Origin of the sequence: Streptomyces sp. TG1A-8 (genome assembly GCF_030499535.1) — a bacterium.
Classification (GTDB): domain Bacteria; phylum Actinomycetota; class Actinomycetes; order Streptomycetales; family Streptomycetaceae; genus Streptomyces.
This window is the reverse complement of record NZ_JASTLB010000001.1, coordinates 1,587,690-1,612,831: the sequence shown is the minus strand read 5'-3', so window position 1 is coordinate 1,612,831 and position 25,142 is coordinate 1,587,690. Positions and strand designations below refer to the sequence as shown.

The window sequence follows — 25,142 nt, the reverse complement described above, 5'->3', positions numbered from 1 at the left end:
TACGGAGCGGTGTACTGGGTCCACTCCGCGTGAACAGGACATGAACGAGCCGGACCCGTCGCACGCGGACCGGCCCGATCCGTTCGATCCACGAGACGAAGGAGAGAGCCGGTCATGGACTTCCTGCGCCCCGCCAGCTGGGAGGAGGCGCTCGCCGCGAAGGCCGAGCACCCCGCCGCCGTGCCGATCGCGGGTGGCACCGACGTGATGGTCGAGATCAACTTCGACCACCGCCGGCCCGAGCACCTCCTCGACCTCAACCGCGTCGCCGACCTCCACGAGTGGGAGGTCGGCGAGGACAGCGTGCGGCTGGGTGCCTGCGTCCCGTACGCCGGCATCATGCGGCACCTGCGCGCCGAGCTGCCGGGCCTGGCCCTCGCCTCCCACACGGTCGCCTCCCCGCAGATCCGCAACCGCGGCGGCGTGGGCGGCAACCTCGGCACGGCCTCGCCCGCCGGTGACGCCCACCCCGCCCTGCTCGCCGCCGGCGCCGAGGTCGAGGTCGAGTCGGCGGCCCGCGGCACCCGGCTCATCCCGATCGACGCGTTCTACACCGGGGTCAAGCGCAACGCCCTGCGCCCCGACGAGCTGATCCGCGCCGTCCACGTCGAGAAGGCCGACGGCCCGCAGCAGTACTCCAAGGTCGGCACCCGCAACGCCATGGTCATCGCCGTGTGCGCCTTCGGGCTCGCCCTGCACCCCGCCACCCGCACGGTCCGCACCGGCATCGGCTCGGCCGCCCCGACCCCGGTGCGGGCCGGGACCGCCGAGGAGTTCCTGGCCGCGGCCCTGGAGGAGGGCGGCTTCTGGGACAACGGGAAGGCCATCACCCCCTCGGTCGCCCAGCGGTTCGCGGACCTGTGCGCCGCCGCCTGCAACCCGATCGACGACGTCCGGGGCACCGCGGGCTACCGCCGCCACGCGGTCGGTGTGATGGCCCGCCGGACGCTCACCTGGGCCTGGGAGTCCTACCGCGGCACCCGCCGCACCACCGAGGGAGCTGCCTGATGCGCGTCCACTTCACCGTCAACGGGCGCCCGCAGGAGGCCGACGACGTCTGGGAGGGCGAGTCCCTGCTGTACGTCCTGCGCGAGCGCCTCGGCCTGCCCGGCTCCAAGAACGCCTGCGAGCAGGGCGAGTGCGGCTCCTGCACCGTGCGCCTGGACGGCGTGCCGGTGTGCTCCTGCCTGGTCGCGGCCGGCCAGGTGGAGGGCCGCGAGGTCGTGACCGTCGAGGGCCTGGCGGACCACGCCAGGCAGCGCTCCCGCGCGAGCGGCGCGCACGGCACCCCGCTGGACGAGGCACGGCGGTGGCAGGCCGCCGGGGGCACCGACGCGCGGACCGGCGGGGGCACCGGGCTCTCCCCCGTCCAGCAGGCCTTCATCGACGCAGGCGCCGTGCAGTGCGGCTTCTGCACACCGGGGCTGCTGGTCGCCGCCGACGAGATGCTGGAGAACAACCCGAACCCGACCGACGCGGACATCCGCGAGGCGCTGTCGGGCAACCTGTGCCGCTGCACCGGCTACGAGAAGATCATGGACGCGGTCCGCCTGGCGGCCGCCCGGCAGGGAGGGACGGCATGACGACGCCCTCCCCGTCCGCCCGGGCCTCCTCCTCTTCCCCTTCCTCCCCCTCTTCTCCCTCTTCTCCGTTTTCCCCCAGCGGCACCCCCACCGGGATCACCCAGGATTCACGGACCAGGGGCGGCATCGGGGAGTCCACGCTCCGGCCGGACGGCATCCTGAAGGTCACCGGCGAGTTCGCCTACTCCTCCGACCTGTGGCACGAGGACATGCTGTGGGGCCAGATCCTGCGCTCCACCGTCGCCCACGCCGAGATCGTCTCGATCGACACCGGCGAGGCCCTCGCCACGCCCGGCGTCCACGCCGTGCTGACGTACGACGACCTGCCGACCGACGTGAGGAACTACGGCCTGGAGATCCAGGACACCCCGGTCCTCGCCCACGGCAAGGTGCGCCACCACGGCGAGCCGGTCGCGATCGTCGCCGCCGACCACCCGGAGACGGCCCGCCGCGCCGCCGCCAGGATCAGGGTCGAGTACCGGGAACTGCCCGTCATCACGGACGAGGCCTCCGCGACCGCGCCGGACGCGGTCCTCGTCCACGAGAACCGCACCGACCACCACATCGGCCACGTCCCGCACCCGAACGTCGTCCACCGCCAGCCCGTCGTCCGCGGCGACGCGGCGCGGGCCCGCGAGCGGGCCGACGTGATCGTGACGGGCGAGTACCACTTCGGCATGCAGGACCAGGCCTTCCTCGGTCCCGAGTCCGGCCTCGCCGTGCCGGAGGAGGACGGCGGCGTCCACCTCTACATCGCCACCCAGTGGCTCCACTCCGACCTGCGCCAGATCGCGCCCGTCCTCGGCCTGCCCGAGGAGAAGGTGCGCATGACCCTGGCCGGCGTCGGCGGGGCGTTCGGCGGTCGCGAGGACCTGTCGATGCAGATCCACGCCTGCCTGCTGGCGCTGCGCACCGGCAGGCCGGTGAAGATCGTCTACAACCGGTTCGAGTCCTTCTTCGGCCACGTCCACCGCCACCCGGCCCGCCTGCACTACGAGCACGGTGCCACCAGCGACGGCAGGCTCACGCACGTCAGGTGCCGGATCGTCCTGGACGGCGGCGCCTACGCCTCCGCCTCCCCGGCGGTCGTCGGCAACGCCGCCTCCCTGTCGGTCGGCCCCTACGCCGTGGACGACGTCGACCTCGAGGCCATCGCCCTCTACACCAACAACCCGCCCTGCGGTGCCATGCGCGGCTTCGGCGCGGTGCAGGCGTGCTTCGCCTACGAGGCGCAGATGGACAAGCTGGCCGGGAGGCTGGGCCTGGACCCGGTGGAGTTCCGCCGGCGCAACGCCATGGAACAGGGCACCGTCATGCCGACGGGCCAGCCCGTCGACTCGCCCGCCCCCGTCGCCGAACTCCTGCGCCGCGTCGAGGCGATGCCCATGCCGCCGGAGCGCCAGTGGGAGTCCAGCGAGGGCGCCGACGTACGGCAGCTGCCCGGGGGGCTGTCCAACACCACGCACGGGGAGGGCGTCGTACGGGGCGTGGGCTACGCGGTCGGCATCAAGAACGTCGGCTTCTCCGAGGGCTTCGACGACTACTCCACCGCCAGGGTCCGCATGGAGGTCGTCGCCGGCGAGCCCGTCGCCACCGTGCACACCGCGATGGCGGAGGTCGGCCAGGGCGGTGTCACCGTCCACGCGCAGATCGCCCGCACCGAGCTCGGGGTCGCCCAGGTGACCATCCACCCCGCCGACACCCGGGTGGGCAGCGCCGGTTCGACCTCGGCCTCCCGGCAGACGTACGTCACCGGCGGCGCCGTGCGGAACGCCTGCGGGCTCGTCCGCGAGAAGGTGCTGGAGATCGGGCGCCGCAGGTTCGGCTCCCACCACCCGGCCTGGGCGACGGCGGAGCTGCTGCTGGAGGACGGCAAGGTCGTCACCGACGGCGGCGAGGCGCTCGCCGATCTGGTGGACGTCCTCGGCGACGAGGCCGTGGAGGTCGAGCAGGAGTGGCGGCACCGGCCCACCGAGCCCTTCGACCTGCGCACCGGCCAGGGCAACGGGCACGTCCAGTACTCCTTCGCCGCGCACCGCGCGGTCGTGGAGGTCGACACCGAACTCGGCCTGGTCAAGGTCATCGAACTGGCCTGCGCCCAGGACGTCGGCAAGGCGCTCAACCCGCTCTCCGTCATCGGCCAGATCCAGGGCGGCACCGTCCAGGGCCTGGGCGTCGCGGTGATGGAGGAGATCGTCGTGGACCCCGGGACCGCCAAGGTCAAGAACCCCTCCTTCACGGACTACCTGATCCCCACGATCCTCGACACGCCGACCATCCCGGTCGACGTGCTCGAACTCGCCGACCACCACGCCCCGTACGGGCTGCGCGGCGCCGGCGAGGCCCCGACCCTGTCGTCCACGCCGGCCGTCCTCGCGGCGATCCGGAACGCGACCGGGCTGGAGCTGAACCGGACACCGGTGCGTCCCGAGCACCTCACGGGTACGTGATCCGCCGGACCGTCCGTGCGCCCCGTGAGGAGACCGAGAGATGCTGGACATCGCCGACGAGCTGAACCGGTGGGCCGAGCAGGGCCGCGACTTCGCCGTCGCCACCGTGGTGGCCGTCGGCGGCAGCGCTCCGCGCCGGCCCGGCGCCGCCCTCGCGGTGGACACCGACGGCACGGCCGTCGGCTCGGTCTCCGGCGGCTGCGTGGAGGCGGCCGTCTACGAGCTGTGCCGGCAGGCGCTCCAGGACGGGGAAACCGTCCTGGAGCGCTTCGGGTACGACGACGGGGACGCGTTCGCCGCCGGCCTGACCTGCGGCGGTGTCATCGACGTCCTCGTCGCGCCGTTCCGGGCGGACGATCCGGCCCGGCCGGTGGCCGTGGCGGCGTTGGCCGCCGCCGCACGCGGGGAGGCGGCGGCGCTCGCCCGGATCGTGGCGGGACCGGCCGCCCTGCGGGGCCGGGCCCTGCTGGTGCGGCCCGGCGGGTCGGGCGAGGGCGGCTTCGGCGCCCGTCCCGAACTGGACCGCACGGTCGCCGCCGAGGCCGGTGCCTTCCTGGACGCGGGCCGCACCGGCACCCTGGAGATCGGTGAGCGGGGCTCGCGCTGCGGCTCCCCGCTCACGGTCCTGGTCGAGTCCTCCGTGCCCCCGCCCCGGATGATCGTCTTCGGGGCGGTCGACTTCGCGTCGGCCCTCGTCCGCGTCGGCAAGTTCCTCGGCCACCACGTCACGGTGTGCGACGCCCGGCCCGTCTTCGCCACCCCGGCCCGCTTCCCGGAGGCCGACGAGATCGTCGTCGAGTGGCCCCACCGGTACCTGGAGCGCACCGGGGTCGACGGCCGCACGGTCCTGTGCGTCCTGACCCACGACGCCAAGTTCGACGTGCCGCTGCTGCGGCTCGCCCTGCGCCTGCCGGTCGCCTACGTCGGCGCGATGGGATCCCGCCGCACCCACCTCGACCGCGCCGCACGCCTGCGCGAGGCCGGTGTCACCGAACCGGAGCTGGCGCGCCTGCGCTCCCCGATCGGCCTCGACCTCGGTGCCCGGACACCGCAGGAGACGGCCCTGTCCATCGCCGCGGAGATCGTCGCCCACCGGCGCGGCGGCAGCGGCGCCCCGCTGACCGGTGGGCACACCCCGATCCACCACGACGCCGGCGCACGGCCCGCGGGGCGGGCCGGCCCGGTGGCCGGAGGCGCCGGGGACGCACGACCCGGGGAAAAAGGGTTCCCGCGCGCCCCCGGTGGCGTGCTCGCATGAGGCCAGGGTGTCCACCGGCCGGCTGCCGGCCTTCGCGGCCCCGTCCTCGCTCCTGATCGTGGTCCCCGGCCCCGGCGTGCTCTTCGTGATCGGGCGCGCGCTCGCGCACGGCCGCCGGACCGCGCTGACCACCGTCGTGGGCAACGCCCTCGGCGCCTACGTGCTCGTCGTGGCCGTGTCCCTCGGCGTCGGGCCGGCCGTGGAGCGCTCGGTCGTCCTCTTCACGGCCCTGAAGCTCGCGGGCGCCGCCCACCTCGTGCACCTCGGCGCCGGGGCATGGCGGCGGCGCGGGTCCCTGCGGGCCGCGCTCGCGGACTCCGCCGGCCCGGCGCACGGCGGTCCGCGCACCCTGGGGGAGGGGTTCGCGGTCGGGGTCGCCAATCCCAAGACGGTCGTGTTCCTCGCCGCCGTACTGCCCCAGTTCGCCGACCCGGGCCGCGGGCGCGTGCCCCTCCAGACGCTGCTGCTCGGCCTGGTCTTCAACGTCATCGCGGTCGTCTCCGACAGCGCCTGGGGGCTGGTGGCCTCCGCGGCCCGGGACTGGTTCGCCCGCTCGCCCCGGCGGCTGTCCGCGGTGGGCGGGGCGGGCGGACTGGCGATGATCGGCCCGGGCGTGACGGTCGCCGCGACGGGCCGCAACGACTGAGGCACCGCCGGCCGTCCCGCCGGGGGCCAGCGGCCAGGGGGCCGGTGCCGGCCCGGTGCCTCACGGCTGCCGGAGCAGCCGGGTCACCGCCCGTCCGAACACCGCGCGGGACGCCCGGTCCACGGCGCCGTCGAACAGGCCCGGCAGGAAGCGGACCCGCAGCTCCTCCCGCCACACCACGCGGGTCCGGCCGCCGGGCCCCGGCCGGACCTCGATCTCGGCCCAGCCCAGGATCACCCGGCCGCGCTTGTCCAACCGGCACAGCCCCGGTCCGCCGTCGGCCGGGGGGCGCCACACCGTGACCTCCATGACGTCGTCGAAGCCCAGCGGACCCACGGCCGAGCGGGCGGCGAACCGGGTCCCCACCCGGGTCGGCCCCGGGGTGAGCACGGTGATCCGGGTCAGCGGGGCCACGCCGGCGTGCCGCGGCCAGTCCGTGAGCCGGCGCCACGCCTCGCCGGCGGGGAGCGGGGCCGTGCGTTCGAGGGTGAAGAGGGGCACGGAACGATCGTAGACAGCCGGCCGGGGCCGCCGGCGCGTTCGTCCCCGGCTCACCTGGTCGGCCCAAGGACCCGTCACCGGTCCTGCGCCGTCCGGCCGCGGGCCGCGGCCCGCTCGGGGCGCCCCGCCGGGCGCGCGCTGCGCGGCGGGAGCGGGGTCCGCCCGGTGCGGGGCGAAGGGGCACGCGCCGACCCCGCACGCCGTGCATGGCTCAGGGGATGCGCTTCTTCGACCGGTTGTGGGCCGGTGTGCGCCGAACGGTCCCGAAAACCCGCGCACACCAGTGGTGACGGCACGCCACGGCGAGTAACGTCGGTCGACATGACGCGCACGGGGGAGCGAGCCGTCACATCGCCGTTACGCACGCCCTCATGGATCGCCCGGATCGAAGAGCCGGGCGGACGGGTCCTGGGCGCCGGAGTGCTGCTCGCCCCCGACCGGGTCCTCACCGCGGCCCACGTGGTCCGCCCCGGCCGCCCCTACGTCGTCCACTTCGTCGGCGTCCCCGGCGTCCCCGGTACGGCCGCCACCGTCGGCGAGGACGAGCACGTGCCCGAGCGCGAGGACGCCTTCGGCGACCGCAGCGGCGACCTGGCCCTGCTGCGGCTGGCCGAGCCGCGGCCCGCCGGGCACCCCACCCGCCTGTACCGGCTCGCCTCGCCGCACGGCCCGGTGAGCATGTACGGCTTCCCGGACGGCGACGACGGCGGACGCTGGCACGGCGCCACCCTGGTCGCCGCCCGCGGCCGGGACAACCAGGTGCAGCTGCGCCCGCAGACCCCCGGCGAGCTGGCCGCCCCCGGCTTCAGCGGCGGCGGGGTCGTCGACCACGCCACCGACCGGGTCATCGGCATCGTCCTCAGCGTCGATCAGGACCGGGCCTCCGCCTTCAGCTACATGAGCCCCACCGAGACCATCCTCAGCCACCTGCCGCAGGCCGCCGCCTGGACCGACGGCGCCGAAGCCGTCGACCCCGCCCTGCGCGCCGCCGCGGCCGGCGGCGCGGGCACCCTCGACGTGCCGTTCGCCACCGAACTCGCGTCCTGGTTCCGGGGCGAGGGCTGGCCGGTGCTCGTCACCGTCGTCCCCGCCCGCAGCACCCGCGCCTGGACCCTCCAGCGCGCGATCACCCTGGCCGACCGGGAGCTGCGCACCGAACGCAACACCAGCGCCTTCAGCCACGACCCGCCCGAGACCGTGCCCCCGGCCGGCGGCCACGACCTCGCGCTTGACGTGCGGGACCTGACGGTCACCCAGGTCACGGACCGGATCGCCGAACGGCTCGGCCTGCGCGGCGATCCCCGCCTGGAACGGCCCGGTGCCCTGCGCGTCCCGCTCACCGCCGTCCTCGCCGGCGTCGACCGGGCCGCCGAACCCGACGCCCTGCTGGGCACGCTGGACCGGCTCGCCCGGCAGGGGGCCCGCCTGCTGCTGGTCTTCCGCCGCCGGGGCGGCCGTGCCGACCAGGCCGCCGAGACCTTCGTCCACCGCCCGCTGCGCGACCGCTGGACGCGGCTGCACCACCAGCTCGACCACATCGTCGACACCCTGGGGCCCGCGCTCGACCGGCGCCGCGACCGCGTGCTGCCCGACCCCGCCGACCGGGGCCTGCTCGACCAGGCCGAGGCCGGCGTGCGCCGCACCCGGATGCTGCGCGCCTGGATCGCCCACACCCCCGAACGGGAACGGCAACCCCGCGGCGCGGACCTGCTGTTCACCTTCGAGGACGCCGTCGACCGCCGCCGGCAGCGGCTGGAGCGGGCCATCGCCGTCCTCGACGCGCGCTCGCACCGCCGCGACGAACTCCTCGGCCGCGTCAGCGCCGAATGGCCCCTGTGCAGGGAGCGGGCCGCGGCACACGGCGACCGGGTCGTGGAGGCCTACCGGCTCTACGAGGACGCCCTGGCGCTGCTGCGGCAGGCCCCCTGCGACGTCGAGCGGGCGGAGGCCGCCGCCCGGAGGTTCACCGGATTCTGCTCCGGCACGGCACCCGGAAGGGAGGGCGCGCCATGACCTCGTGCATCCGGCCCGGCTGTGCGGGCCGCATCATGGCCACCGGCTACTGCGACACCTGCGGGCACAGACACCACCGGCCCCCGCCCGCGCAGGCGCCCCCGGCACCCGCACCCCGCGCCGGGGACCCGCCCGCCCCGCAGCCCACCCACGCCGTCGCCGGCGTCGGCGAACTCGACGAGCACGCACTGGTCCGGCTGCCCCACGTCCCCGTCCCCGAGGGCGGCCTGGTCGAGGACCCCCGGCCGCCCACCGGCGGCCGGCGGTGCGGCGCGGACGGCTGCACCATGACCGTCGGCATCGGCTACGGCGGCCAGCCCGCCCGTGCCACCGGCCGCTGCCCCCGCTGCGGCACCCCCTACTCCTTCCTGCCCCAGCTGCACACCGGCGACGTCGTCGCCGGCCACTACCGCATCCTCGGCTGCCTGGCCCGCGGCGGCCTCGGCTGGGTGTACCTCGCCGAGGACACCCGCGCCGACGGCCACCGCGTCGTCCTCAAGGGACTGATCAACGTCCACGACGCACTCGCCCGCCGCAACGCCGTCGAGGAACGCCGCTCGCTGACCGACCTGCACCACCCCGACATCGTCCGCATCATCACCTACGCCGAGCACCAGGCCCCCGGCCGCCCGCCCACCGGCTACCTCGTCATGGACTACATCGGCGGGCGCTCCCTGCAGCAGCTCTTCGACGCCGACGACGCCGAGCGCGTCTTCCAGGGCCGCCCCCGCCTCGACCACGTCCTCACCTACGGCTGCAAGATCCTCGGGGTCCTGCAGTACCTGCACGAACGCGGCCTGCTCTACTGCGACATGAAGCCCGCCAACGTCATCCACTTCGCCCGCGCCGTCAAGGTCATCGACCTCGGCGCGGTCCGCGCCGCCGGCGACCGCGACTCCGCCTACGTCTACACCGCCGGCTTCGCCCCGCCCAAGGAGGAGATCGACGGCCGCGGCTGGCACGTCGACAGCGACCTCTACACCGTCGGCACCACCCTGCAGGCCCTGGCCCGGAACACCGAGCCGGCCCGCGGCCTGGCCCCCGACTCCTTCCGCCGGCTCGTCGACCGCGCCACCCACGCCGAGCCCCGCGCCCGGTTCCGGTCGGCGGCCGAGATGTCCCGCCAGCTGTGGGAAGTGCTGCGCGAGTTCCGCGCGCTGCAGTTCGGCGAACAACTGCCGGAGAGCTCCACCCGGTTCCGCGCCACCGAGGCCAGCCTCGACGCCGGACTCGGCGCCATCCCCGCCCTGGAGCACTGGACCGCCCGCGCCGGCGACCGCCCCGTCGGACTGGACGTCTCCCCGCCCCCGGCCGCGGAGGTCGCCGGCGCCCTGCCCGAGCCCGTGCCCGACCCCGCTGACGGAGCCGCCCTGCTCCTGGACGCCTTCCCGCCCGACGCCCCCGACCGGATCGCCCGCCAGTGGTCCCGCGAATCCCGCCTCGGCACTCCGGAGACCGCGCTGTGGCTGTGCCGCGCCTACCTCAGACGGGGCGAGCGGGACCAGGCCGAGAGCTGGCTCGCCGAGGCCGAGACCCAGCTCGGCGAACGCACCGCCGCCCACGACTGGCGGATCGCCTGGCACCGCGGCGTGCTCCACCTCAGCAGGGCCGACGTCCCGCGGGCCGGCACCTGCTTCGAGGCCGTCTACCGGGCCCTGCCCGGCGAGTACGTGCCCAAACTGGCCCTCGGCCACTGCGCCGAACACGCCGGCGCCGGCGGGACCGTCCGCGCCATGAGGTTCTACGAGGCCGTGTGGGCCAGGGACTTCGCCCACACCGCCGCCGCCTTCGGCCTGGCCCGCGGCCACCTGGCCGCCGGCGACCGCGACGCCGCCGTACGCGTCCTCGACGACGTCCCCTCCACCTCCCGCCACTACGACGACGCCCGGATCGCGGCCGTCCGCGTCCGCGCCGGCCTCCTGCACGGCCGCTCCCCGACGGTCGCCGACCTGCGGGACGCGTGGCGGCGGCTGCCCGGGCTGCGCCTGGACGGCGGTGCCGCCGACGGCGGGTCGCGGGCCCGGCTGGTCGCGGAGGTCCGGGAGAACGCCCTGCACGGCCGGCCCGGGCGGGGCTGGGGGCCGGACTTCCCGGCCGGGGACCTGTTCGGATCCGGCGCCGAGGAACCGCTGCGCACACTGCTGGAGCAGTCCTTCCGGCAGCTGGCCGCGCAGGCCCGCACCGCCGGCGAACACGGCCGGCTGCTCGACCTGGCCCACGCCGTGCGGCCGATGACCACCTTCTGACCCCCCGCACACGGACGCCGCACACCACGAAGCCGCACGGAAGCGAGGGACGCAGCGATGGGCGTGGCCCGGAACACCGAGGACATCACGGTGACGCTCGAGGTCGGGCAGAACGAGGAACTGCCCGCCGGTCCGGCCGCCGCCGGCCGGGCCCGCGACCAGGAGATGCACGCCATCGTGGAGATCGGCGTCAGCGGCGGCCCGCGCCGCGCCGCCCCCGCCCACGGGTTCGGGCCCGCCCTCGCCGAGGTGCTGATCGTCGACACCTCCCGGTCGATGCTCCACCCGGCCGCCAAACTGCACGCCGCCAAGGACGCCACGGCCGCGGCGCTGCGGCTGCTGCCGGAGGGCACCTCCTTCGCCGTGCTCTCCGGCCGGTTCGACGCCACCGTCGTCCACCCGGGGCCCGGCCGCGAGGCGATGGCCGTCGCCGGACCCGCCGAGTGCGCCGCCGCCGAGCGCGCGGTCCGCATCCTGGACGCCGACGGCGGCACCGCCATCGGCCACTGGCTCGACCTCGCCCGGCGGTTGCTGAAGGAGCAGGCCGCGCCGGTCAAACACGTCCTGCTGCTCACCGACGGGCGCAACGAGCACGACCACCGCGCCGCCATGCGGCTGGACACCGCCCTGGACGCCTGCGAGGGCCGGTTCGTCTGCGACGCCTGGGGCATCGGCGACGACTGGGACGCCGACCTGCTGCTGCACATCACCCGGCGCCTGCACGGCCGGGCCGGCGCGGTCCGCCGCGAGTCCGAACTGACCGCCGTCTACGAGGAACTGGTGAACGGCCTGCTCGGAACCGCCGTCCCAGAGCTGCGCCTGAGAATCACCCCCACCCCCGGCACCGTGGTCCGCCGGGTCAAGCAGGTCGTGCCCGGCGAGCGGGAACTCCCCGCCGAAGGACCCGGGTTCGGCGAACGCGGCACCGAGTACGTCACCCGCGCCTGGGGCGAGGAGACCCGGCACTTCCAGGTCGTCCTGGCCGCCGACCCGACCGGCCGCGAGATCGGCGAGGAACTCCAGCTCGCCGCCGTCGAGGTGGTGGTGCCCGACTTCGGGCGCGCGGTGCGGCTGCCCGCACCGCGGCCCGTCCTGGTGCGCTGGACCGACAACCCGCTCGACGCCTCCCGGCAGCACCCCGGCGTCCGCCGCCACGAGCTGTACCAGCAGGCCGGCGCCGCCGTGGCCCGGGCCTACCGGGCCTGGCTGCGGGGTGCCGACGGCCGGGCCGAGGCCGACCGCGAGCTGGCCCGGGCGCTGACGCTGGCCGAGGACCTGGGCGACGACCAGCTCCGGGGCGCGCTCGGCCGGATCGAGGGCGGACCCGGCACGGGCCGGATCCGCGGCGGCCTGAAGGACGTCGACTGGCAGCACCTGATCCTCTCCAGCGCGATGACCACCCCACCGCAGCGGACATCCCCCGGCCCGCAGGCCGCCGGTCCCCCCGCCGCCGGCCCGCCCGTCACCGGGGCACCCCCCGGCCCGGCCGGCGCGCCCGGCCCCGGCGATCCCGGCCCCTCCGGCCCCTCGGGCCTCATCACCTGCCCGGACTGCGGGTGGATCGGCCCCGCGGACTCCGTGTACTGCGGCGGCGACTGCGGGCGGCCGCTGGGAGGGACGGCATGAGCACCGGCGCAGACGCACCCGGCCGCACCGGGCGGGCACCCGCGCACACCGCCGCCGGCCCCCGCGACCCGGCCGTCCGGCTGTCCCGCGTCCTCGGCCGGCTCCTCGGCGCCGGCCGGCCCCCGGCCGACGGCGGCAGCACGACCGCGCACGACCTCGCCGTGCGCCGCCGTCTGCTGCTGGCCCTGTCCGCCCTGCTGACCGTGACCCTCTTCCTGTCCTACGAGGGCGTGCACGGCGACGCCGGCCCGCTGCGCTCCTCCACCACCCCCGCCGTCGTCGCGCTGGACACCGCCCTGTACGCGCTCGGCCGGGCACACGCCGACGCGACCGGACCGACCCCGTCCGCCAGCGAGTTCCAGAAGCAGGTCTCGGTCGCCGCGCAGAGCGTCGCCCTCGCCGCCACCGACGAGGTGGGCGGCCGGGCGGGCCGGCAGGCGCTGCAGACGGTCGCCGGACTGATCACCGGGTACAGCGCCTGGGTCTCCAGGGCGCAACTGCAGCCCGTCGGCAGCGTGCTGCGGGACGCCTACCTGAAGTACGCCTCCAGCATGCTGGAGGCCGACGGGTCCGGCATCGAGGCCCGGCTGCGGGTGCTGCGCGGGCAACAGCGGGCCGCGATGGCGCGGCAGACCTCCTTCGGGTGGCCGCTGCGGCTCGGCTGGAGCGTGGCCGCGCTGCTCGTCCTCGCCCTGGGCGCGGCCCTGGTGGAGACCCAGCTCTTCCTGCGCCGCCGCTTCCGGCGCCGCTACAACCGCCGGCTGATCGGCGCGCTCGCCGTCCTGGCCGTCGGCTTCGTCACCCTGGTGGTGTTCACGGTGCGGACCCGCCAGGGCATGACCGACACCTACGGACTGCTCGACCGGTCACCGACCGGGCGGGCGGCCATCACCGAGGCGAGGCGGCACACCGCCGCGTACCTGGCCGGCACCGGCTTCCGCGCGGCGGCGTCGGTGTGGATCGTGATAGGAGGCGCCCTGCTCATGGCACTGGCCGAGACCGGACTGCGGCAGCACGTCGACGACTACCGGTTCACCCCCCGGTGAGCGCCCCCGCCGGCGGCCCGGCACCGGCCGCACCCGGGGCCCGGCGCCGCCCCTCCCGGCGCCTCGTGCGCACCGTCACCGCGGTGGTGGGCTGCCTGGCCGTGCTGGCGGCGGCCGCCGTGGCCGGCGCGCGCGTCCTGCGGCAGGAGCCGGCCGTCACGCTGCTGGCCAACTGGACCGGCGGGGACGCGCGCGCCTTCCGGGAGGCGGTCATCGTCCCCTTCGAGCGGAAGCACCACGTCCGCGTCGACTACCAGGGCAGCTCCGCCGAGAGCCAGGTGCTCAGCGCCGACGTCGAGGCCGGCACCCCGCCGGACGTGGTCGTGCTCACCGGACCCGGCGAACTCGCCGACTACGCGGGGCAGCAGCAGCTCAAACCCCTCGACGGCCTCGTCCCGCGGGACGCCTTCAGCGAGTCCTGGGCCACCCCCGTGCAGGGGCACGTGTACTGGTTCCCGCTCAAGGCCGACCTGAAGAGCATCGTCTGGTACCCGGCGGGCACCGGCGAGCGGCAGCGCCGGCAGGCTGCGCGCCGGCCGGACCAGTGGTGCCTGGGCATGGGGTCCGGCGCCACCAGCGGCTGGCCCGGCACCGACTGGATCGAGGACATCCTCCTGCAGCAGTACGGCCCGCGGACCTACCAGGCCTGGGCGGGCGGCCGGCTGCCCTGGCGCTCCGCGCAGGTGCGGCGGGCCTGGACGACCTGGGGGCGGATGGTGGGCGCCGGGACGTCGCCGGACCTCGTCCGGCGGGCGCTGCTGACCGAGTACCGCGACGCGTCCGGGCTGGTCACCGCGCATCCGCGGCAGTGCACGCTGGAGCACCAGGCGTCCTTCATCCGCGCCCGGCGGGCCTGGGAGGAGGTGGACGGCCGCTACGAGCCCTCCGCCCACCTCATCCCCGGGGCCGCCGTGCGCGACGCCTGGGAGGTCTCCGGCGACCTGGTCGCCCTGCTGCACGACACCCCGCAGGCGCGCGAGCTGATCCGCCACCTCGCCTCCGCCGGGGCCCAGCGGACCTGGAACGCCAAGGAGTCGGGCTTCTCCGTCCACGCCGGGGCGCAGTCCACCGGCCCCGACGCCGGCTGGCACCGCTCCCTGGCCGCCACCCTCCTCGACACCGGGGCGGTCCACTGCTTCGACGCCTCCGACGCCATGCCGCCCCCGGTCCGCGACGCCTTCGCGCAGTCCGCCGTCGACTTCCTCGCCGACCCCGGCCCGTCCCACCTGGACGCCCTGCTGCAGAACCTCGACACGCTGCGCGGGGCCAAGGGCCTGGTCTGGCTGCGGTCGGTCTGCGACCACGGCACCTGAACCGGCCGGACCGGGCGACCGCGGGCGCCCGGTCGCGGGCGCGGGTCAGCCGCAGGTGCCGGGGACGTCCTCCCGGGCGACCGGCCGGTTCCGGCTCCACGCCACCCGCGGTCCCCGTCCCTGCGCCCGGCCCGCCTCGGCGGCCGGGCGGCGGGTGGCCGGGTCCAGGGCGTCGTCCCCGGGGAACGACGGCGCACGGCCGGTGTCCCCGGCACCGGAACGCCCCGGCGCCGGGGCCGGCGGTGCGGCACCCGGGTGGGGGCGGATGTGGAGAGGGAGGGCGTTGCGGGCCGCTCGTGGTGGCCCGCAACGCCCCCCTGCCGGGTACCCGAGGGGTGCTCGGGAAGTCTTCCGGGCTACGAGTTGACCTGTGCGGTCACCAGGTTCGAGAAGGTGGTCAGCCGGGTGTACACACCCGGGTAACCCGCCTCCGCGCACCCCTCGCCCCAGGAAGTGATCCCTGCCAGGACGCCCCCGATGAGCAGGGGACCGCCGCTGTCGCCCTGGCAGGTGTCCACGCCGCCGGACGTGTATCCGGCGCACACCATGTCGGTCCTGACGAAGTCCGAACCGTAGGAGTTGCTGCAGCTGGAGTCGGACACGATCGGGACGGTCGCGGTCCGCAGCTGGTTGGAGGAGCCGCCGCTCTCCGAGGTGGTGCCCCAGCCGAGGATGCGGGCCGTGGTGCCGGCCGCGTACACGCTGGTCTGGGAGGCGGAGACGTACGGCGCCGGGGTGTACGGCATCGACGTCGACAGGGTCAGCACGGCCACGTCGTCGCCGTTGGTGGCGTCGGTGTAGCCCGGGTTGACCCAGATCCTGCTGACCCGGCTCACCGTGCCGTTGGTGCCGTTGAGGTAGGTGCGGCCACCGACCACGCGGACGCCGCTGGTGGTCTCGCCGACCATGCAGTGCGCGGCCGTCACGACCTTGGTCGCGGACACGAGGGTGCCGCCGCAGAACTGGAAGCCGGACGCGTCCGTGATCTGCATCATGAAGGGGTACGAGGTCGTCGTGGTCGTCGTACCGCCGACGATCGGCTGGGGCGCGGCGCTCGCCGTGGGGGAGGCGAGCAGCGTGGTCGCCGCCGCTGCGGCGGTGGCCAGCAGGGCCGCGGCGGTCTTGCTGGCACGTCTGATCCCGAACATGAGTCTCCTCAGTGGGGGTTGCCGGTGGGGGTCGCGCGGGTGCGGGGTGGGCACGGGACGGGGCCACCCCCCTGCTCGGGCGGGACCGAGAGCCTGGGGGAGGGACCGACCCCGTGTGCCCGGGCGAGCGGCACGCCCATTACGCTAGGACCCGGGACCCTCGGCTCCCAATGAGGGAACCCCCTAGGGGGTGGGGTGAGGGAAAACCCTCGGTCCGGATCAGTTAACCGGCCGCGATCTCACTTCGCGCGGCGAGCCGCCGCCAATCGGACGATGTCCACGCGCGATCGGATCCCGAGTTTGCGGTAGACCCGGGTCAAGGTCGCCTCGACCGTCTTCACGCTCACGAACAGCCGGGCGGCGATCTCCCGGTTGGTGGCGCCCTCCATGACGAGCGCGGCCACCTGGCGTTCCATCGCGGCCAGGCCCGCCAGGGCGTCCGGCACGGCCGGTTCCGCCGGTCCGGGCTCCGGCGCGGTGAGGACTTCGTCCACCTGGCGCAGCCAGGGCAGCGCACGGCAGCGCCGGAACAGCCGGGTGGCCTCGTCGTACGCCGCCGTGCGCCGCGGGCCGCCGTCCGCCCGCCGGGCGCGCAGCTGGGCCAGTGCGAACGCGGCCCGGGCCTCCTCCAGGCCGTAGCCGAGCTTGCCCAGCCGGTCCTGAGCGGACGTCAGCCGGGCGAGGGCGGCCTCCTGGTCGCCGAGGGCGGCGCGCACCAGGGCCTCCGCCCGGTCGAGGACGGCCAGCACGCTCTCCCGGCCCAGTCGCAGCGCGTGTTCGCGGCTGGTGTCGATGACGTCCCGCGCCTCTGCCGTCTCACCGGTGCGGACCAGCGCCTCGGCCAGGTCGCCGTGCCAGCGGCCGCGCGCCGGGTCGGTGATGCCGAGGTCCAGCTCCAGCCGGCGCACCCGGCGCAGCGAGCGGACCGCGCCCGCCGGGTCGCCCGCCACCAACTGGGCGTAACCGAGCGCGCCGAGGGCCCGGGACAGGTACATCTGGTCGCCGTCCTCCTCGGCGTGGGCCACCGCCTCCCGGGCGAGGACCAGCGCCCGGTCCACGTCGCCGCCGGAGGCCTCCGCGAGCGAGGTGAGCATCGCCGAGGCGGTCTCCCCGATCCCGGAGTCCCGGGCGAGCCGGAGACCTTCGCGCGCCAGTTCGAGTGCACGTCCGCAGTGCCCGGAGCGCAGTTCGGTCTCGGCGAGCCCGCGCAGGAAGTGCACCTCGCTCTCCACCGAGCCGCGCCGGCGCACCTCGCGCAGCAGCCCGGTGACCGTCGCCCGGGCCTCGGCCAGTTGGTCGCCCATCACCAGCCAGCGGAACCGGGCGCTGCCGGCGCCGTTGTGGTGGCACGCGACCCGCGGGTCCTGGGGCTCCCGCAGGGCGCGCTTGATGGTGCGGGGCGCCTCCGGATGGCCCATCAGGGTCTCGGTCTGCGCCTGGAAGGCCAGGGCGAGCAGTTCGGTGCGCCGGTCGGCGCCGCGCGCGGCCAGGTCGGCGGCGTGCGCGGCGGCCTCGCGGGCCTCGGTGAAGTCGCCCTCCACGATGAGCGCACGCCAGGCCAGCTGGTAGTGGACGAGGGCCAGCAGCCGCGGGTCGTCGCCGGCGTCGGCGAGCGCCTGCGGGAAGACGGCGTCGACCTCGGCCATGGTGTGGCCGGCGGTGTCGATGACGACGATCCAGGCCCGCACCCGCTCGGCGGGCACGGTCGTACGGGTCAGCACCTCGCGGGCGATGTCCCGGGCCAGGTCGACCTCGCCCGCGGTGATGGCGTCCTCGGCGGCCTGCAGCCGCCGTTCGTCCGGTCCGGGCGCGCTGCCGGCCGGGGTGTGCCGGGCGGCGAGCAGGCCGAGCTGCGCCGCGACCGAGGGGGCACCGCGGTCCCGGGCCAGGGCGGCGGCATCGGCGAGCCGGGCGGCCACCTCCGGATCGGTGCCGGTGGCGGCCAGGGCCAGGTGCCGGGCCCGCTCGATCGGGTCGGAGGCGGCGGTGGACAGCGCCGCGTGCGCGGCCCGCCGTTCCTGCGCGGGCGCCTCCGCGTACAGCGCGGCGGAGATCAGCGGGTGCGCGAACCGCACGGCCGGTGCCTCCGGCCCGGTGGCCAGCAACCCGAGTTCGGCGGCCTGGGCGCACTCGGCCTCGGCGTCCGTCCGGCCGGCCGCGTGCAGCAGCGCCGGGGTGGGGCGTGCTCCGGCGCTGGCCACCAGCAGGGTGTGGCGGGCCCCGGCCGACAGCATGTCCAGCCGGCTGAGCACCAGGGCGCGCAGCGAGGTCGGCACCGGCAGCGGCTCGCCCGGCCGGGGCGGGGTGGGGCTGTCGGCCAGGGCCCGGCCCAGCTCCTGGGCGAACAGTGGATTGCCGCCGCTGGTGCGGTGGATCTCGCGGACGGTGGAGCGGGACAGGCCGCCGTGGCCGCGGTGGTCGAGGAGCCGGGCCACCTGGGCGCGGGTGAGCGGGCCGAGCCGGACGGGGAGGGTGTCCGGCGGGCAGGCGCGCAGGTGGCGGTCGTACTCCTGGCCCTCCTGCCCTTCCGTGCGCACCGCGCACAGCAGCTGCACCGGGGTGCCGCCGAGGCGGCGGGCGGCGAAGCCGAGCAGCTCGGCGCTGGCCGGGTCCAGCCACTGCAGGTCGTCGGCGACCACCAGGACCGGGCCCCGGACGGCGAGCGCACGCAGGGTGGAGAGCACCGCGAGGCGCAGGGCGAGGCCGTCGCGCTGGAGGCTGGACTCGCCGCGGCCGGTGATCGCCGACTCCAGCGCGGTGCGCTGGGCGGCGGGCAGCCGCGGGGAGACCTCTTCGAGGGCCAGTCCGAGGAGGTCGGCGAGGGCCAGGAAGGGAAGGTGGGATTCGGACTCCGTGGCGGAGCAGCGCAACACGGTCCGCATCCCGGCGCCGTATTTCTCGGCCAATGCCCGCAGGACCGTCGATTTTCCTATTCCGGCGGGGCCGTGGAGCAGCACACTGCCACCCGAGGCGAGGTGGTCCCGGGCCGCCGTGAACAGTTCCTCGCGGCCGATCAGCAGGTCGGGGCGGCATCGGGCAGGCTCCTGCAAGTCCCTTCGCACGGTCACCGTTCCCCTCCCATGTCGTGTCCAGGCCAAATTCTAGGCAACGATCCCCGAAATTCGGACGGAAGCCGTGGTGAGGGAAATAACAACGGCCCGGCGGAGAAACATTCAAATCGGCGCCGTGTGAACGGCGTGTTTCCCGGCCGCCGCGGCCGCCGCGGCCGGCCTACGGCAGCAGGCCCGCCCGGCGGGCCGCGGTCACCGCCTCTCCCCGGGTGTGCGCGCCCAGCTTCCGCATCGCCGAGCGCAGGTATCCCTTCACCGTCTCCGGACGCAGGGCCAGCCGCTCGGCCACCGCCGCGTTGGTGGCCCCCGCCGCCACCCAGGACAGCACGTCCAGTTCGCGGGGCGCCAGGCTCGCGCCCCCCGCTCGTGGCGGCGCGGTCAGCAGCCCGCACGCGGCGAGCAGTTCCGCGCGCAGCCCGGGGTCCGTGATCCGGGGCGCGAGGGCACGCAGGGCCGCGTGCGCCTCGCGCACCTGCTCCCAGGCCGCACCCGTGCCGGCCGCCGCGTCCGCGCCCTCCGGCCGCGCCGCCGCCAGCAGCCCCCGTGCCTGGTCCCGCACGACCAGCGCCTGCTCCACGTCCCGCGCCGCCGCCACCGCCGCGCCGAGCGTGCGGTCGCCGAGCGGCTGGGCGCTGCGCAGCGCGCCGTAGAGCACTCCGCGCACCCGGCGGTGCACGACGACCGGCACGGCGAGGACCGAGCAGATGCCCTCGACGGCCACCGGGACGTCGTACTCGTGGCTGATCTGCCGGGAGCGGGAGTAGTCCGCCACCGCGCAGGGCCGGGCCAGCGCGACCGCCTTGCCGCCCAGGCCGTTGCCGGAGGTCACCGCCAGCGAGCGCAGCGCGACGGTGTTCGTGCCGCTCAGCTCGCTGATGCGGATCTGCGGCCGGCCCGCCTCGACCAGGCCGCCGAAGGCGACCGGGAGGCCCGTCGTGCGCCGCAGCCGGGCCAGCGCGCTGTGTATCTCCACCGCCGCCACGGCTTCTGCTGCCACCTGTTTGCCCCTTCGACACGCTTCCGGGCCGCCCACACCCCCGTCCGGGGGTAGTGAGACCCGCATCACGGATTAGACGATGCCAGAGAGCCGCCCGGCAATGGTCCGGAACATGAGGAGGACACGATGACGACGGCGACCGACGTCTTCAGGCGCGCGCGGGACTTCCTGCTGGAACACCGCGAGGACTACGCCACCGCCTACGCGGGCTTCACCTGGCCGCGGCCGGAGCACTTCAACTGGGCGCTGGACTGGTTCGACGTGATCGCCGAGGGCAACGACCGGACCGCCCTGCACATCGTGGAGGAGGACGGCACCGAGACCCGGCTGTCCTTCGCGGAGCTGGCCGACCGCTCGGCGCGGGTCGCCAACCACCTGCGCGCGCGGGGCGTCGCCGCCGAGGACCGCATCCTCGTCATGCTCGGCAACCAGGCGGAGCTGTGGGAGACCGCGCTGGCGGCGATGAAGCTCCGCGCGGTCGTCGTCCCGGCGACCCCGCTGCTGGGCCCGGCCGACCTGCGCGACCGGGTGGAGCGGGGCCGGGTCAAGCACGTGCTCGTGCGCGCCGAGGACACGGCGAAGTTCGCGGACGTGCCCGGCGCCTACACCCGGATCGCGGTCGGCGGGCTGCCGGAGGAGGGCTGGGAGCCGTACGAGGACGCCTACGCCGCTCCGGCCGGGTTCCTGCCGGACGGGCCCACCCTGGCCGACGACCCGCTGATGCTGTACTTCACCTCCGGCACGACCGCCCGCCCCAAGCTGGTGGAGCACACCCACACCTCGTACCCGATCGGCCACCTGGCCACCATGTACTGGATCGGCCTCAGGCCCGGGGACGTGCACCTGAACATCTCCTCGCCGGGCTGGGCCAAGCACGCCTGGTCCAACCTGTTCGCGCCGTGGAACGCGGAGGCGACCGTGTTCATCCACAACTACACGCGCTTCGACGCCGCCCGCCTGATGGCCGAGATGGACCGCAACGCGGTCACCACCTTCTGCGCCCCGCCGACCGTGTGGCGCATGCTCATCCAGGCCGACCTCACCCAGCTCGCCACCCCGCCGCGCGAGGCGCTCGCCGCGGGCGAACCGCTCAACCCCGAGGTGATCAACCAGGTCCGGCGGGCCTGGGGGGTCACCATCCGGGACGGCTTCGGGCAGACCGAGACCGCCGTACAGGTCTCCAACAGCCCCGGCCAGACGCTGAAGACCGGCTCCATGGGCCGCCCCAGCCCCGGCTACCGGGTGGAACTGCTCGACCCGGTCTCCGGAGCACCCGGCGCCACCGAGGGCGAGATCGCCCTCGACCTGTCCGACCGCCCGGTGGGCCTGATGACCGGCTACCACGGCGACCCCGACCGCACCGCGCGGGCCATGGCCGGCGGCTACTACCGCACCGGGGACGTCGCCGCCCGCGACGCCGACGGATACCTGACCTACATCGGGCGCAGCGACGACGTCTTCAAGGCCTCCGACTACAAGATCAGCCCCTTCGAGCTGGAGAGCGCGCTCCTGGAGCACGAGGCGGTCGCCGAGGCCGCCGTGGTGCCCGCGCCGGACGAGGTGCGCCTGGCGGTGCCCAAGGCGTACGTCGTCCTCGCCGAGGGCTGGCGGCCCGGACCGGACACAGCGAAGGTGCTCTTCGAGCACTCCCGCGAGGTGCTGGCGCCCTACAAGCGCATCCGCCGGCTGGAGTTCGGGGCGCTGCCCAAGACCGTCTCCGGCAAGATCCGCCGCATCGAGCTGCGCGAGGCCACGGCCGCGGGCTCCGACGACGAGTACCGCGAGGAGGACTTCCGGTGAGCCCCGCACCGTCGTACGCGCACGGCACGGGGCCCACCCCGCTGCTCGGGGACACCATCGGCGCCAGCCTCGACCGGGCCGTGGCCGCCTGGCCGGACCGTGAGGCCCTGGTCGACGTGCCCTCCGGGCGGCGCTGGACGTACGCCGAGTTCTCCGCCGACGTCGACCGGCTGGCGTACGCGCTGCTGGCGAGCGGGGTGGCCAAGGGCGACCGGGTGGGCATCTGGGCGGTCAACTGCGCCGAGTGGGTGCTCGTCCAGTACGCCACCGCCCGCGTCGGCGCCGTCATGGTCAACATCAACCCGGCCTACCGCACCCACGAGGTGGAGTACGTCCTGAAGCAGGCCGGCATCTCGCTGCTGTTCGCCTCCGTCAGCCACAAGGGCAGCGACTACCGCGCGATGGTCGAGGAAGTGCGCGGCAGGTGCCCGCTGCTGGCCGGGACCGTCTACATCGGCGACCCGGGCTGGGAGGCGTTCACGGCCCTGGGCCGCGCCGACCGCCGTGACGAACTGCTGGCCCGGCAGGCCGAGCTGTCCTGCGACGACCCGATCAACATCCAGTACACCTCCGGGACGACCGGGTTCCCGAAGGGGGCCACCCTCTCCCACCACAACATCCTCAACAACGGTTACTTCGTGGGGGAGTCGATCGCCTACAGCGAGCGGGACCGGATCTGCATACCGGTGCCCTTCTACCACTGCTTCGGCATGGTGATGGGCAACCTCGCGGCCACCTCGCACGGCGCCTGCATGGTCGTCCCGGCCCCGTCCTTCGATCCGAGGGCCACCCTGGAGGCCGTCCAGCGGGAGCGCTGCACCTCGCTGTACGGCGTGCCCACCATGTTCATCGCGGAGCTGAACCTCCCCGACTTCGCCTCCTACGACCTCTCCACCCTGCGCACCGGCATCATGGCGGGCTCGCCCTGCCCGGTCGAGGTCATGAAGCGGGTGGTCGCCGAGATGCACATGGAGGAGGTCTCCATCTGCTACGGCATGACGGAGACCTCCCCGGTCTCCCTGCAGACCCGCATCGAGGACGACCTGGAGCACCGCACCGGCACCGTCGGCCGCGTCCTCCCGCACCTGGAGGTCAAGGTCGTCGACCCGGCCACCGGCGTCACCCGGCCGCGCGGTGCGGCGGGCGAGCTGTGCACCCGCGGCTACAGCGTGATGCTCGGCTACTGGAACGAACCGGAGAAGACCGCCGAGGCCGTCGACGCGGGCCGCTGGATGCACACCGGGGACCTGGCGGTGATGCGCGAGGACGGCTACGTGGAGATCGTCGGCCGGATCAAGGACATGATCATCCGGGGCGGGGAGAACATCTACCCGCGCGAGATCGAGGAGTTCCTCTACGCCCACCCCCGGATCCGGGACGTCCAGGTCGTCGGGGTGCCGCACGAGACGTACGGCGAGGAGGTGCTGGCCTGCGTCATCCCGCGGGACGCGGCCGACCCGCCGACCCTGGAGGAGCTGCGCGCCTTCTGCCGGGGGCGGCTCGCGCACTACAAGATCCCCAGCCGGCTGCAGATCCTCGACTCCTTCCCGATGACGGTCTCCGGCAAGGTGCGCAAGGTGGAGCTGCGCGAGACGTACGGGGCGTGAAGCCCCGGGCGACGAGCACGCGGAGGAGGCCCGAGGGCGGGCCCCGCGGCGGGCGCGCGGCCGGCGGCGCACTCGGCTCCAGGGCCGGCCCGGGGCCGCCGGGCGGGCCGTCCGGCCCGTCCGGCCCGTTCGAGGGGCGGTCCCTCCCCGGAGGAAGGACCGCCCCCCCGGTGCGCCCCGCCCCCCGGTGCGTCAGGCCGTGCTCAGACCGCGCGAACGGCCCCGGTGCGGCGGCCGCCGAGCAGCCCCGCGAGCGTCAGGGCGGCCCACCCGCCGGCGGCGGCGAGCGTCCCGGCCCGGCGGACCCGGCCCGGCACGGCGGTGCCGAACACGGCACCGTCCCCGAGGTCGAGCGCGATGCGCACGGCGGCCGCCGTGGCCAGCGGGCGCCCGTCCGGCGCGACGAGCATGGCCAGGCCGGTGGCGGCGTCCCGCCACCCCAGCGCGCGGACCGCGAGCGCGGTGCGCGGATCGACGTGCCCGTCGGGGGCCGCCAGACCCGCCGGCCGCGCCATCAGGCCGGGCCGGTACACGAACCCGGTGCCGATGACCGCGGTCGCCGCGCCGAGGGCCCGCAGGAGTCCTGTGCGCACCGTACCCACCTCCACAAGCGGCCGGCCGTGCCGGCCCGCATCGTTCCCGTCGTTCCCGTCGTCCCCGCCGTACGGGCGGGGTACCCGCGCGCCGCCGCGGTCCGCGCACACCGCGGCCCCGGCGGCGCGCCGGCCGGCTCCCGCTACCGCTCGTGCTCCGACAGCCCCGGCCAGTCCTCGGGCCCGCCGCCCTGCCAAGCGATGAGGTCGCCCTCCTCGACCTCGGCCCGGTCCAGGTCCGCGGAGCGCAGGATCTCGACCACGTCGTCCAGGTGCGTGGCGATCCCGAGGGTCACCTCGCCCTCGGTGACCCGCCGGGAGCCGTCCAGGGCCGGGGAGTGGACCACGATGCGCGGGTGCCGTGCGGGACCGTCCATGCCTCCAGCGTGCGGCGGACGGGACGCCGGCGCACGCCGGAGCGGGCCCGCGGCAGCGCGGAGGCCTCCCCCGACCGGCTCCGGGGTCCGTTAAGGTCGGGGCCGGGGTGTGCCGCCGGCCGTCGGGCCTGCCGCGCCCCGGCCCGCCCTCCCGCCGCGGGCCGTCAGACGCGCAGGTCGGAGAGGCATGGGGCGCGATGCGACTGAGAGTTGAGTTCACGACCGAGCCCTTCGACCTCGACGAGGCGCCCGCGCACGCGCTGGTCGCCCGCGAGGTCGTGGCGGCCGCCGACCTGGACGCCGTGGACGTCGGGCCGTTCGGCAACACCGCCGAGGGCACCGCCGACGCCGTGCTGGGCGTGGTCGACGCCCTGCTCCGCGAGTCCCTGGCGGCCGGCGCCACCCGCATCTCGCTGCAGGTCAACGTCCTCGGGGAGGACGCGTGACCGGCACGGGGCAGGAGTCCTTCATCGCCGCCGTGAAGCCGCTGGTCGACGCCGTGGGCGGGGAGATGCTCCCGCCGGAGGAGGCCGGCCCGGACGACGTCGTCCTCGCCTGGGAGGGCGCCGGCGTCCTCGCCGTACGGCTGCCGCAGCTCGCCGACTCCCTCGACCACATCCTGGCCGCCATGGAGCGCGAGCGGGGCCGGCCGCTCGCCGACCTGGACCGCAAGGCCAAGCAGGAGGTCGTGCGGGTCCTGGAGGCACGCGGTGCCTTCTTCGTGCGGCACGGCGTGGAGACCGTGGCGAGCGCCCTGGGGGTGAGCCGCTTCACCGTCTACAACTACCTCAACCGCGAGAAGGAGGGCTGAGACGGGGGCGGTCACGACCCCGCGGGGGCCCCGGATCCCGTTACCCGGAATTTTCA

General features: G+C 75.6%; 20 protein-coding genes. 14 read left to right on the top strand and 6 right to left on the bottom strand.

Translation table 11 applies throughout. The annotated features are described in order from the left end of the window. The first annotated feature begins 114 nt into the window (after nt 1-114). The 5 genes from QQY24_RS06585 to QQY24_RS06565 are packed head-to-tail and all read left to right on the top strand — an operon-like array spanning nt 115 to nt 5,937. Entirely contained in the window at nt 115-1,008 is an 894-nt protein-coding gene (locus QQY24_RS06585; RefSeq protein ID WP_301971728.1) for a xanthine dehydrogenase family protein subunit M, read from the top strand. Beyond that, complete coding sequence (locus tag QQY24_RS06580) at nt 1,008-1,583, top strand: (2Fe-2S)-binding protein (protein ID WP_301971727.1); 576 nt, start codon at nt 1,008-1,010, stop codon at nt 1,581-1,583. The genes QQY24_RS06585 and QQY24_RS06580 overlap by 1 nt, the downstream gene beginning before the upstream one ends. Then, a complete protein-coding gene (locus tag QQY24_RS06575) occupies nt 1,580-4,033 on the top strand; it encodes a xanthine dehydrogenase family protein molybdopterin-binding subunit (RefSeq protein WP_301971726.1) in 2,454 nt (817 codons plus the stop codon). Before QQY24_RS06580 ends, QQY24_RS06575 begins: the two co-directional genes overlap by 4 nt. A 40-nt stretch (nt 4,034-4,073) precedes the next feature. Continuing rightward, nucleotides 4,074-5,291, top strand: a complete 1,218-nt coding sequence (locus QQY24_RS06570) for an XdhC family protein (RefSeq protein WP_301971725.1) — start codon at nt 4,074-4,076, stop codon at nt 5,289-5,291. A gap of 7 nt (nt 5,292-5,298) precedes the next feature. Beyond that, nucleotides 5,299-5,937 (top strand): LysE family translocator, encoded by a 639-nt coding sequence (locus QQY24_RS06565; RefSeq protein ID WP_301971724.1) that lies wholly within the window; start codon nt 5,299-5,301, stop codon nt 5,935-5,937. A gap of 60 nt (nt 5,938-5,997) precedes the next feature. Here the strand turns inward: QQY24_RS06565 and QQY24_RS06560 are convergent, their stop codons facing one another. Then, a complete protein-coding gene (locus QQY24_RS06560; RefSeq protein ID WP_301971723.1) occupies nt 5,998-6,438 on the bottom strand; it encodes an SRPBCC family protein in 441 nt (146 codons plus the stop codon). A gap of 321 nt (nt 6,439-6,759) precedes the next feature. Between QQY24_RS06560 and QQY24_RS06555 the strand changes: the two genes are divergently transcribed. The 5 genes from QQY24_RS06555 to QQY24_RS06535 are packed head-to-tail and all read left to right on the top strand — an operon-like array spanning nt 6,760 to nt 14,682. After that, the gene (locus QQY24_RS06555) at nt 6,760-8,451 is read left to right on the top strand and encodes a serine protease (protein ID WP_301971722.1); all 1,692 of its coding nucleotides are present in this window, start codon (nt 6,760-6,762) and stop codon (nt 8,449-8,451) included. Then, nucleotides 8,448-10,697: a serine/threonine-protein kinase gene (locus QQY24_RS06550; RefSeq protein ID WP_301971721.1), complete on the top strand. Its 2,250-nt coding sequence runs from the start codon at nt 8,448-8,450 to the stop codon at nt 10,695-10,697. The genes QQY24_RS06555 and QQY24_RS06550 overlap by 4 nt, the downstream gene beginning before the upstream one ends. Nucleotides 10,698-10,754: 57 nt before the next feature. After that, the gene (locus tag QQY24_RS06545) at nt 10,755-12,323 is read left to right on the top strand and encodes a VWA domain-containing protein (protein WP_301971720.1); all 1,569 of its coding nucleotides are present in this window, start codon (nt 10,755-10,757) and stop codon (nt 12,321-12,323) included. Continuing rightward, nucleotides 12,320-13,369 (top strand): hypothetical protein, encoded by a 1,050-nt coding sequence (locus tag QQY24_RS06540; RefSeq protein ID WP_301971719.1) that lies wholly within the window; start codon nt 12,320-12,322, stop codon nt 13,367-13,369. The genes QQY24_RS06545 and QQY24_RS06540 overlap by 4 nt, the downstream gene beginning before the upstream one ends. Continuing rightward, a complete protein-coding gene (locus tag QQY24_RS06535; RefSeq protein ID WP_301971718.1) occupies nt 13,366-14,682 on the top strand; it encodes an extracellular solute-binding protein in 1,317 nt (438 codons plus the stop codon). Before QQY24_RS06540 ends, QQY24_RS06535 begins: the two co-directional genes overlap by 4 nt. Nucleotides 14,683-15,038: 356 nt before the next feature. On the opposite strand, the gene QQY24_RS06530 is transcribed toward QQY24_RS06535, so the two are convergent. The 3 genes from QQY24_RS06530 to QQY24_RS06520 all read right to left on the bottom strand — a co-directional run bounded on the left by QQY24_RS06530 (nt 15,039) and on the right by QQY24_RS06520 (nt 19,898). Continuing rightward, nucleotides 15,039-15,830 carry a trypsin-like serine protease gene (locus QQY24_RS06530; RefSeq protein ID WP_301971717.1) on the bottom strand — a complete coding sequence of 264 codons (792 nt, stop codon included), beginning with the start codon at nt 15,828-15,830 and terminating at the stop codon, nt 15,039-15,041. A gap of 239 nt (nt 15,831-16,069) precedes the next feature. Continuing rightward, nucleotides 16,070-18,898 carry an AAA family ATPase gene (locus QQY24_RS06525; RefSeq protein WP_301971716.1) on the bottom strand — a complete coding sequence of 943 codons (2,829 nt, stop codon included), beginning with the start codon at nt 18,896-18,898 and terminating at the stop codon, nt 16,070-16,072. 163 nt (nt 18,899-19,061) lie between these two features. Beyond that, nucleotides 19,062-19,898: a helix-turn-helix transcriptional regulator gene (locus tag QQY24_RS06520; protein ID WP_301971715.1), complete on the bottom strand. Its 837-nt coding sequence runs from the start codon at nt 19,896-19,898 to the stop codon at nt 19,062-19,064. A 126-nt stretch (nt 19,899-20,024) separates the two neighbouring features. Between QQY24_RS06520 and QQY24_RS06515 the strand changes: the two genes are divergently transcribed. Beyond that, nucleotides 20,025-21,698: an AMP-binding protein gene (locus tag QQY24_RS06515; protein WP_301971714.1), complete on the top strand. Its 1,674-nt coding sequence runs from the start codon at nt 20,025-20,027 to the stop codon at nt 21,696-21,698. After that, complete coding sequence (locus QQY24_RS06510) at nt 21,695-23,305, top strand: AMP-binding protein (protein ID WP_301971713.1); 1,611 nt, start codon at nt 21,695-21,697, stop codon at nt 23,303-23,305. The genes QQY24_RS06515 and QQY24_RS06510 overlap by 4 nt, the downstream gene beginning before the upstream one ends. A 203-nt stretch (nt 23,306-23,508) precedes the next feature. Here QQY24_RS06510 and QQY24_RS06505 read toward each other — a convergent pair whose 3' ends face one another. Then, nucleotides 23,509-23,898, bottom strand: coding sequence for a hypothetical protein (locus tag QQY24_RS06505; RefSeq protein ID WP_301971712.1), 390 nt, complete (start codon nt 23,896-23,898; stop codon nt 23,509-23,511). A 143-nt stretch (nt 23,899-24,041) separates the two neighbouring features. Next, nucleotides 24,042-24,275, bottom strand: a complete 234-nt coding sequence (locus QQY24_RS06500; protein WP_301971711.1) for a hypothetical protein — start codon at nt 24,273-24,275, stop codon at nt 24,042-24,044. 197 nt (nt 24,276-24,472) lie between these two features. On the opposite strand from QQY24_RS06500, the gene QQY24_RS06495 reads away from it, so the two are divergent. After that, nucleotides 24,473-24,721: a hypothetical protein gene (locus QQY24_RS06495; protein WP_301971710.1), complete on the top strand. Its 249-nt coding sequence runs from the start codon at nt 24,473-24,475 to the stop codon at nt 24,719-24,721. Beyond that, on the top strand, nt 24,718-25,086 hold the full coding sequence (locus QQY24_RS06490; protein WP_301971709.1) for a helix-turn-helix domain-containing protein: 369 nt from the start codon (nt 24,718-24,720) through the stop codon (nt 25,084-25,086). Before QQY24_RS06495 ends, QQY24_RS06490 begins: the two co-directional genes overlap by 4 nt. Nucleotides 25,087-25,142 lie beyond the last annotated feature (56 nt).

What these genes read in the sequence shown, in the direction of transcription:
- QQY24_RS06585 (WP_301971728.1), top strand. Translation starts at nt 115, where the DNA reads ATGGACTTCCTGCGCCCCGCCAGCTGGGAGGAGGCGCTCGCCGCGAAG.
- QQY24_RS06545 (WP_301971720.1), top strand. Translation starts at nt 10,755, where the DNA reads ATGGGCGTGGCCCGGAACACCGAGGACATCACGGTGACGCTCGAGGTC.
- QQY24_RS06555 (WP_301971722.1), top strand. Translation starts at nt 6,760, where the DNA reads ATGACGCGCACGGGGGAGCGAGCCGTCACATCGCCGTTACGCACGCCC.
- QQY24_RS06515 (WP_301971714.1), top strand. Translation starts at nt 20,025, where the DNA reads ATGACGACGGCGACCGACGTCTTCAGGCGCGCGCGGGACTTCCTGCTG.
- QQY24_RS06575 (WP_301971726.1), top strand. Translation starts at nt 1,580, where the DNA reads ATGACGACGCCCTCCCCGTCCGCCCGGGCCTCCTCCTCTTCCCCTTCC.
- QQY24_RS06495 (WP_301971710.1), top strand. Translation starts at nt 24,473, where the DNA reads ATGCGACTGAGAGTTGAGTTCACGACCGAGCCCTTCGACCTCGACGAG.
- QQY24_RS06530 (WP_301971717.1), bottom strand. Translation starts at nt 15,830, where the DNA reads ATGTTCGGGATCAGACGTGCCAGCAAGACCGCCGCGGCCCTGCTGGCC.
- QQY24_RS06500 (WP_301971711.1), bottom strand. Translation starts at nt 24,275, where the DNA reads ATGGACGGTCCCGCACGGCACCCGCGCATCGTGGTCCACTCCCCGGCC.
- QQY24_RS06550 (WP_301971721.1), top strand. Translation starts at nt 8,448, where the DNA reads ATGACCTCGTGCATCCGGCCCGGCTGTGCGGGCCGCATCATGGCCACC.
- QQY24_RS06580 (WP_301971727.1), top strand. Translation starts at nt 1,008, where the DNA reads ATGCGCGTCCACTTCACCGTCAACGGGCGCCCGCAGGAGGCCGACGAC.
- QQY24_RS06570 (WP_301971725.1), top strand. Translation starts at nt 4,074, where the DNA reads ATGCTGGACATCGCCGACGAGCTGAACCGGTGGGCCGAGCAGGGCCGC.
- QQY24_RS06540 (WP_301971719.1), top strand. Translation starts at nt 12,320, where the DNA reads ATGAGCACCGGCGCAGACGCACCCGGCCGCACCGGGCGGGCACCCGCG.